The 7,144-nt window shown below is 74.6% G+C and carries 6 protein-coding genes; 1 reads left to right on the top strand and 5 read right to left on the bottom strand.

Features of this window, described 5'->3' with window-relative positions:
• Positions 1-59 precede the first annotated feature (59 nt).
• Genes urtC through urtA form a run of 3 tightly spaced genes read right to left on the bottom strand, consistent with a single transcriptional unit; the run spans position 60 to position 3,293 of the window.
• On the bottom strand, positions 60-1,178 hold the full coding sequence (gene urtC / locus ACTUAL_RS19810) for an urea ABC transporter permease subunit UrtC (RefSeq protein WP_440901293.1): 1,119 nt from the start codon (positions 1,176-1,178) through the stop codon (positions 60-62).
• Positions 1,175-2,068: an urea ABC transporter permease subunit UrtB gene (urtB, locus tag ACTUAL_RS19815; RefSeq protein WP_232519751.1), complete on the bottom strand. Its 894-nt coding sequence runs from the start codon at positions 2,066-2,068 to the stop codon at positions 1,175-1,177. Before urtB ends, urtC begins: the two co-directional genes overlap by 4 nt.
• Before the next feature lies 1 nt (position 2,069).
• Positions 2,070-3,293, bottom strand: a complete 1,224-nt coding sequence (gene urtA / locus ACTUAL_RS19820; protein WP_096492250.1) for an urea ABC transporter substrate-binding protein — start codon at positions 3,291-3,293, stop codon at positions 2,070-2,072.
• A 249-nt stretch (positions 3,294-3,542) separates the two neighbouring features.
• On the opposite strand from urtA, the gene ACTUAL_RS19825 reads away from it, so the two are divergent.
• Entirely contained in the window at positions 3,543-4,667 is a 1,125-nt protein-coding gene (locus ACTUAL_RS19825) for a DUF418 domain-containing protein (RefSeq protein WP_440901294.1), read from the top strand.
• Here the strand turns inward: ACTUAL_RS19825 and ACTUAL_RS19830 are convergent.
• Positions 4,664-6,526 carry a coagulation factor 5/8 type domain-containing protein gene (locus ACTUAL_RS19830; protein ID WP_440901295.1) on the bottom strand — a complete coding sequence of 621 codons (1,863 nt, stop codon included), beginning with the start codon at positions 6,524-6,526 and terminating at the stop codon, positions 4,664-4,666. The genes ACTUAL_RS19825 and ACTUAL_RS19830 overlap by 4 nt on opposite strands.
• A 98-nt stretch (positions 6,527-6,624) precedes the next feature.
• The gene (locus tag ACTUAL_RS19835; protein WP_440901296.1) at positions 6,625-6,999 is read right to left on the bottom strand and encodes an ROK family protein; all 375 of its coding nucleotides are present in this window, start codon (positions 6,997-6,999) and stop codon (positions 6,625-6,627) included.
• Positions 7,000-7,144: the final 145 nt, after the last annotated feature.

The raw sequence follows: 7,144 nt of genomic DNA on the forward strand, positions 1-7,144 counted from the left end.
GTCGAGCGCGGGGTGCCCGTCGCACCCCACCCGCAGCCCGCGCACCACCAGCGCCGCGCTCACCCGGCCACCCCCTCGCTGCGCCGGACGGCGCCCGTCACGCCGCCGCCCGCGCCACCGGAACCTCCCGCGCCACCGGCCCGTCCACCCGCCCACCACTCCCGCGCCCGCTCCACCAGCCCGCGCGGCGCGAACACCAGCACCAGCACGAACAACCCGCCCTGCAGGTACAGCCAGCCCTCCGCGAAGTCCTCGCTGAACACCGTCTTCGCGTAGTTCACCGCGATCGCCCCGACCACCGCGCCCGCCAGCGAGAACCGCCCGCCCACCGCGACCCCCACCAGCAGCTCCAGCGCGGGGGCCACCCCGAGCAGCGCGGGCGAGATGATCCCGACGACCGGCACGAACAGCGCCCCCGCGATCCCCGCCGCCACCGCCGACCCGGTGAACACCAGCGTCTGCACCAGAGCCGGGTCGTACCCGAGGAACCGGACCCGGTCCTCGCCGTCGCGCACCGCCACCAGCAGCCGCCCGAACGGCCCGCGCACCACCCACCGCGCGACCGCGAACACCACCACCAGCGCGGCGGCGGTGATCCAGTACACCGCGCGCTGCCCGGCCGGGTCGGCCAGGTCCAGCCCGAAGAACGAGCTGAAGTTCGTCAGCCCGTTCGTCCCGCCGGTCACCCCCTGCCGCCCGACCAGCAGGATCACGAACGCCGCAGCCAGCGCCTGGGACAGGACCGCGAAGTACGCGCCGCGCACCCGCTGCCGGAACACCAGCAGCCCCAGGCAGAACGCGACCGCGCCGGGCAGCACCACCACGGCCGCGAGCGCGAACACCGGGTTCGCGAACGGCGCCCACAGCGCGGGCAGCTCCTCGACCCCGCTCCACACCATGAAGTCCGGCAGACCCGCAGCCCCGGCCTCGGCGAGCTTCAGGTGCATCCCCATGGCGTAGCCGCCGAGCCCGAAGAACACGCCCTGCCCCAGCACGAGCATCCCGCCGCGCCCCCACGCCACCGCGATGCCCACGGCGACGATCGCGAAGCACAGGTACTTCGCCAGCAGCCCGAGCCGGAACGGGGACAGCACCAGCGGCGCGACCGCCAGCAGCACCACGCACAGCGGCAGCGCGAACCGCGAAAGCCCCTGGCGCGCTTGAGATCCACCGCTCATGCCAGCGACCTCCCGCGCAGCACGAACATGCCCTGCGGCCGGAACTGGAGGAACACGATCACCGCTGCCAGCACCAGCACCTTGGCCAGGCTCGCGTCCGTGTACAGCTCCAGGAAGCTGTTCAGGAACCCCAGCGCCACCGCCGCGAGCACCGCGCCGCGCAGCTGCCCGAGCCCGCCCGCGACCACCACCAGGAACGCGTCCACCAGGTACGCCCCGCCCAGCGTCGGACCCACCGGCCCGACCAGGGTGAGCGCCACCCCGGCAACCCCGGCCAGCCCGGACCCGAGCAGGAACGTGAGCCGGTCGACCCGCCCGGTCGCGATGCCGCTGCACGCCGCCAGCTCCCGGTTCTGCACCACCGCCCGCACCCGCCTGCCCTGCGGCGACCTGGCCAGGTACAGCCACACGCCGACCGCGCACAGCGCCGCCAGCCCGATGATGAACACCCGGTTGTGCGGCAGCCGGACGCCCAGCAGCTCCACCCCGCCCACGAGCCACGACGGCGACACCACCTGCACGTTCGGCGCGCCGAACACGTCCCGCGCCACCTGCTGCAGGACCAGGCTCACGCCCCAGGTCAGCAGCAGCGTGTCCAGCGGCCTGCCGTGGAAGCGCCGCAGCAGCGACGCCTCCAGCGCCAGCCCCAGCAGCCCGGCCACCACGAACGCCGCCGGGAGCGAGAGCGGGAACGCCCAACCGCCGAGCGCGCCCTGCACCAGGTAGGCGGTGTACGCGCCCGCCATCACGAACTCGCCGTGCGCCATGTTCACCACGCCCATCTGGCCGAAGGTGAACGTCAGCCCCAGCGCCGCCAGCAGCAGCACGGCGGCCGTGCTCAGCCCGACGGGCAGCTGGTTCGCCAGCGCGGTCAGGTCGGCCCCGGCCACGTCAGCCCAGCCCCGAGGCCCACGGGTACCCCTTGAGGTACGGGTCCGGCGCGATCGGGCCGTCGGAGGCCCACACCTGCTCGATCTGCCCGTCCGGCCGCACCACGCCGATCCGAGCGGTCTTGGCCACGTGCTGGGTCGCCCCGTCGATGGTGGTGCGGCCCTCGGGCGCGTCCACGGCGATCCCCCCGGCGGCCTTGCGCACGGCCTCCACCTCGGTGGTCCCGGCCGCCGTCACCGCGGCGGCCCACAGCTTCACCGCGTTGTACCCGGCCTCCATCGGGTCCGAGGTGACCTTGTCCGCGCCGTGCTTCGCCCGGTAGGCCCGGACGAACTCGCCGTTGGCCGGGGTTTCCGTGGTCTGGTAATAGTTCCACGCCACCAGGTGCCCCGCGACGTTCTCCGGCCCGATGCCGCGGACCTCCTCCTCGGCGACGCTCACCGACACCACCGGCGTGCGCTCCGGGGTGACGCCGGAACCGCGCAGCTGCTTGAAGAACGCCACGTTGCTGTCCCCGTTGAGGGTGTTGAACACCGCGTCCGGCCGCGCGTCGACGACCTTGTTGACCACGGTGCTGTACTCGGTGTGGCCCAGCGGCGTGTACTCCTCGCCGAGCACCTCGATGCCGCGCGCCGCCGCGTACGCCTTGATGATCTTGTTGGCGGTGCGCGGGAACACGTAGTCGCTGCCCACCAGGAACAGGCTCCTCTTCCCCTGCGACACCAGGTAGTCCAGCGCCGGGACGATCTGCTGGTTCGTGGTCGCGCCGGTGTAGAAGATGTACGGCGAGCTCTCCAGCCCCTCGTACTGCACCGGGTACCACAGCAGCGCCTTGTTGCGCTCGAACACCGGCAGCATCGCCTTGCGGCTCGCGGAGGTCCACCCGCCGAACACGGCGGCCACCCGGTCCTGCGAGATGAGCTTCTGCGCCTTCTCGGCGAACGTCGGCCAGTCCGACGCCCCGTCCTCCACCACCGGGACCAGCTTCTTGCCCAGCACCCCGCCCGCGGCGTTGAGCTGCTCGACCGCCAGCAGCTCGGCGTCCCGGACGGTCACCTCGCTGATGGCCATCGTGCCGCTGAGCGAGTGCAGCACCCCCACCCGGATCTCGGTCGCGCTCGCGCCGGGCGAGCCCCCGGCGGTCGGATCGCTCACGCACCCGGCGACCAGCAGGGGGATGAGGAAGAGGGCTGCGGCACCACGTCGAAGGGTTCTGGATCGCACCAGCGGCTCCTTTCGGCAGGTGGAACCCCTCGAAGCTAGGAAGCCGATGTTGCGCCGAGCGATCCCCCGGTTACGGGCGTGTGGCGAGGAGCGCACCGCTCCGGGACCGCGAAGGCCCGTCGCGCGCAGGGGTTCCGCGCCGCGCTCCTCCTCCGAAGGGAGGACGTGGTGGTGGCACCGTCCGCCGACGCGCCCGGCCGCATCCCGCGCCTAGCGTGGGCCGCGACCTGCCTGGGGGGAGGACCGGAGATGGGCGAGGGACGGATCAGCGCGCTCGACGTGCTGCGCGGTGCGGCGATCCTGGGGACGCTCGGCACCAACGTGTGGATCTTCGCGTCGCCGGACGGGCCCGCGTCCTTCCTGAGCGGCGCGGGGTCGGTCGGGGAGGCGCTGCTGCGGGCGGTGACCAACGGCAAGTTCCTGGGGCTGCTGTCGATCCTGTTCGGGATCGGGGTCGCGCTCCAGCACCGGTCGGCGGTGCGGCGCGGGGAGCGGTGGCCCGGCTGGTACCTGTGGCGGTCGGCGCTGCTGCTGCTCGAAGGGCTGCTGCACTACGCGCTGCTGTTCGAGTTCGACGTGCTCATGTACTACGCGGTGGTGTCCGTGCTCGTCGCCTGCGTCGTCGGCCGGGGCGCGCGCTCCACGCGCCGCTGGCTGGCCGGGACGCTGGTGGTCCACCTGCTCGTGGTGGCCGCGCTCACCGCCGCGCTGGCGGCGTTCCCCGGTGACGGCGGCGGGGTCTCCGGGCTGCCCACCGACACGTCCAGCTGGCCCGCCCAGGTGGCGAACCGCTGGGAGCACCTCGTCGTCTACCGGGTGGAGGCGGTGCTCGCGATCCCGCTCAGCGCCGTGCTGTTCCTGGCCGGGGCGCTGCTGCTGCGGGGCGGTGCGGTGGAGGACTCCCCGCGGGGACGCCCGGCGCGCGCCCGACTGCTGGCGGTCGGCCTCGGCGCGGGCGTGCCGCTCAACCTCGCCACCACCCTCCTCGGCGGCGCGCTGCCGCTGGTGGACCGGTACGTGTGCGCGCCGATCGTCTCCTTCGGGCTGCTGGGGCTCATCACGCACCTGGTGCTGCGCGCCAGGTCCGAGGCCGGACGGCTGCGGCGCGGCATCACGGCGGTCGGGCGCAGCGCGCTCAGCTGCTACGTCGGGCAGAACCTGATCGCGTCGGTCCTGTGCTACGACTGGGGTTTCGGCCTCGCGAGCCGGTGCGCGCACCTGGGCGCGCCGTTCGTGGTGGCGGTGTGGCTGGTGGTGTCGGGGCTGCTGGTCGCGGGCGCGTCGTGGTGGATGGCGCGGTTCGAGCGCGGCCCGGTGGAGGAGCTGTGGAACCGCGCCCACCGCGCGCCGCAGCGCCTCCTGGCCCGGCGCTAGGCCGGGTAGCGCGCCACCCGGCTGACGAACCGCGACGAGTCCGCCGCCCCGCCGGTCCCGTTCACCACGGACGCGATCGTGCCGACCCCGCCGAGGGACACCGCGACCAGGCTGGTCAGGCGCACCCCCGGCGCGGTCGGCGCCTCGACCGCGGTGTCGGTGACCACGGTCGGGTCGGCCTCGTTGAAGCAGTACACGCCGAGGCCCCACGCCCGGTGGTCGCGCACGTGGTCCGCCACCTTGTACCCCGGCAGGCCGCGCGCGCCACCGCCGCCGCGCCACTCGGCCTGCGACGGCGGGTCGTACGGCAGCTCGTTCTGGAAGAAGTAGACCCTGCCCTCCTCGCCGTTCCACAGCAGGCTGTGCCGCTGGTAGTGCTCGGTGAACAGCCCGTGCGCCACCACCCGGTCGCCGTTCACCACCACGCCGTCCCGCGCGGTGTTCACGTCCCAGCCGACGCCCTCGCCGTGGTCCGCGCGCCAGGCCCAGGTGTGGTCGATGAGCACGTCCGAGCTGTTGACCTCCAGGCTGACCTCGGCGCGCCCGGCCCACGGGCCGCCGACGCGCAGGTAGACGTCGTGCAGCGAGATCGGGTCGGCGCGGTGCCCGGCGCCGCAACCGGGTTCGCCCACCCGGAGCAGCACGGGCGCGCCCGCGCGGCCCGCGTCGATCAGGAACCCGGCGAGCCTGATCCCCGGCACGTCCGAGGTGACCAGCGCCGGGCCGCCGGTCTCGCTGGTCAGGGTGGCCAGGCCCAGGCCCAGCACCACGGTTCCCGGACGCCGCACGGTGATCGTGCCGTCCAGGCGGTGCACGCCCGGCGTCAGCAGCAGGTGCTTCCCCCGCTCCAGCGCGGAGTTCACCACCGCCACCGGGGTTCCGGGGCGCGCGACGAAGAACTCCGCCAGCGACAGCGACGTGCCCTCCGGCGCGCCGGAACCCCAGCTGGTGCCGACGCAGTCGCGGCGCGGCGCGGGGAGGAAGACGCGGAACTCGTCGTCCGCCACGAACAGGAACGGCTTCTCCCGCACCAGCGGCGTGGACTCCACGGTGGTGAACGGGGGATCGGGGTAGGAGTGCGCGGGGGCGCCGGTCGTGCCGACGAACACCATGTTCCACGACGAGCCGCGCCAGCCCGCGCCCAGCTCGCTGTTGCGGGTCAGGAACTGCTGCTGCGTGCCGGAGTCGACCGGGCCGTCGATCCGGCTGTCCGCGATCAGGCCCCCGGACGCCCAGCCGACGCGGCCGTCCCACAGCTCGACGGGGCCGCGCAGGTGCATCCTGCGGTAGGCGGCGGCCTGCGACACCGCCCAGCGCTCGACCTGGCCCGGAGGCGGGGTGACGCTCAGGTTCTCCGCGCCGCGCCAGAAGTTCTGCGTCGCGTTGCCGAGGCCGGCCGGGTCGTCGAGCTGGGGGAGCCAGTCCGCCTCGACCCGCACGCGCCCCTGCACGACCACGTCGTCCGGGAGCGCGCCGAGGCCGGCGACCTGGGTGTAGAAGCGCAGGTCGACGTCCAGCCGGTGGTGGCCGGGCAGGAGCAGGACCGCGTGCCTGCCCTCGCCGAACTGGTCGGTGCGCCTGGCGCGGGTGATCTCGTCGACCCGCCGCTGCGCGTCGGGCTGACCGGGGCGGAGCAGGAGGACGTTCGGGCCGAGGTCGGGGGAGCGCGGGTCGGTCGGTGCGGTGGTGATGGCGGTGACCTCCCCGGCTCGGCCGGGAGCGGTCCACCGGGCGCGCGGGGCCCCGGCTTCACGTGTCCGGCACCGCGGTGTGCGCGGTTCGGGCGCGCGGGCCGGGGCCCCGCGCCGTGGTGGGACGTGCGGTGGTGGTTCGGGGAGTGCGGGACGCCTCCGTGGCACCGGAGGCGTGAGAGCGCTCTCACGCAGCCTAGCTCCGGGCTCGCGGCAACGTCAACGGCGGGTTTCCGACATCTGGCCGACACGCGAACCCCCTGCGGTTAGGCCAAGTGCGCCCCGCGCCTGCGCACCGGCGCACGCGGGTCGGCGGCCCGCTCCAGCAGCGCCGCGACCGGCAGCGTCGCCGCGCCGACGGCCACCGCGTCGGGCCCCAGGCGCCCGGCTTCCAGGCGCACCCTGGCGAACGGGTGCCGCAGCGCGTGCTCCCGCGTCGCCGCCACGATCGCGGGCAACCAGTCCCCGCCCAGGGCCGCCCCGGCCCAGCCGCCGAGCACGATCCGCTCGGGGTTGAACAGGTTCACCAGGGTCGCGATCCCCGCGCCCAGGTAGCCCACCGCCTCCTCCAGCACCCACGTCGCCAGGGGCGACCCGCCTGCTGGTGGCGCCCCGCCCGCCAACGCTGAGCCATCTGCCATGGGCGATCCGGCCGCCAGAGGCACCCCGCCCACCAGAGGCGATCTGCCCACCACCGGCACCCCGCCCACCAACGGCACCCCGCCCACCGTGGGTGATCCGCCTGCCAGCGGCGATCCGCCCGCCAGGGGCGATCCGCCCGCCGTC

It is taken from the genome of Actinosynnema sp., from assembly GCF_052038725.1.